The organism is Rhizobium ecuadorense, assembly GCF_001187535.1.
GTDB lineage: Bacteria > Pseudomonadota > Alphaproteobacteria > Rhizobiales > Rhizobiaceae > Rhizobium > Rhizobium ecuadorense.
In genome coordinates this window covers 1-234 of the sequence record NZ_LFIO01000089.1, presented here as the reverse complement: position 1 = coordinate 234, position 234 = coordinate 1, and the positions used below count along the sequence as shown (strand labels likewise).

At 62.8% G+C, this 234-nt stretch carries 1 protein-coding gene; it reads left to right on the top strand.

Features of this window, described 5'->3' with window-relative positions; genetic code table 11:
- Positions 1-234: acyl-CoA dehydrogenase family protein (locus AF337_RS03845; RefSeq protein ID WP_193393567.1), on the top strand; the 234-nt coding region annotated here is incomplete at both ends.

The following is a 234-nucleotide window of genomic DNA, read 5'->3' as shown; positions in this document are numbered from 1 at the left end:
ACGGCAAGCGGCTGGTCGATCACCGGTCGCAAGCGCTTCGTCACCGGCGCATACGGTCTGACGCATTTCCTGGTCTGGGCGCATACCGACGAAACGCCCGCGCGCGTCGGAACGTTCGTCGTGCCGAATGGATTGCCCGGCATCCACGTGATCGAGAACTGGAACAGCCTGGGCATGCGCGCCACAGGTTCGCACGACGTCGAATATACCGACGTCGAGATCCCAGCGGAAATC